Source organism: Rhodococcus sp. AB351, from assembly GCF_049538275.1.
GTDB lineage: Bacteria > Actinomycetota > Actinomycetes > Mycobacteriales > Mycobacteriaceae > Rhodococcus.
Genome location: NZ_JBMVFW010000041.1, coordinates 1 through 587 on the forward strand (window position 1 = coordinate 1; position 587 = coordinate 587).

At 61.2% G+C, this 587-nt stretch carries 1 protein-coding gene; it reads left to right on the forward strand.

Going from position 1 to position 587, the window contains the following annotated elements:
* Positions 1-217 precede the first annotated feature (217 nt).
* Entirely contained in the window at positions 218-487 is a 270-nt protein-coding gene (locus ACPCXD_RS22910; RefSeq protein ID WP_159416615.1) for a metal-sensitive transcriptional regulator, read from the forward strand.
* The last annotated feature ends 100 nt before the right edge of the window (positions 488-587 follow it).

Here is a 587-nt window from a genome sequence, read left to right on the forward strand (position 1 = left end):
CGCCCTGCCGGTGCTCTCGTCGCCGATGAGGTAGGACGCGTGGGAGAGGCACTCGATGTAGTACTGCTCGAGAATCATGGATTCCTCCGTTGCTGGATCCGGGTGATGTTCCGGCGATGTAGACATCGTGGCATATACCCCCTAGGGTATGTCAAGTACCCCCTGGGGTATCCGGGTTCGATTTCCCGGCAGCGCAGGATCGAGCAGGGAGTTACCGATGGAGAATCCGGAAGCCGATACCGCCGCCCTGCGACGCCTGCGCCGAGCACAAGGCCAGCTCACCGCGGTTATCACGATGCTCGAAACCGACCGCGATCTGCGCGAGGTGGTCATCCAGCTCGCAGCGACATCCCACGCGCTGCATCGCGCCGGATTCAAGATCATCTCGGACCGGCTCCGCCGATGCATCCTCGACGAACAGGACGCCGCCTGCGACGACCGCATCACCGAGAAGGAACTCGAGGAGTTGTTCCTCGGCCTCGCCTGAGTTCACACGACAACACTCCTTGTGTATACCCCTGGGGGTATGTGTACGATAGTCGAAGAATACCCCCTGGGGCACTTCTATCAGCCCCATCCGATTCCCC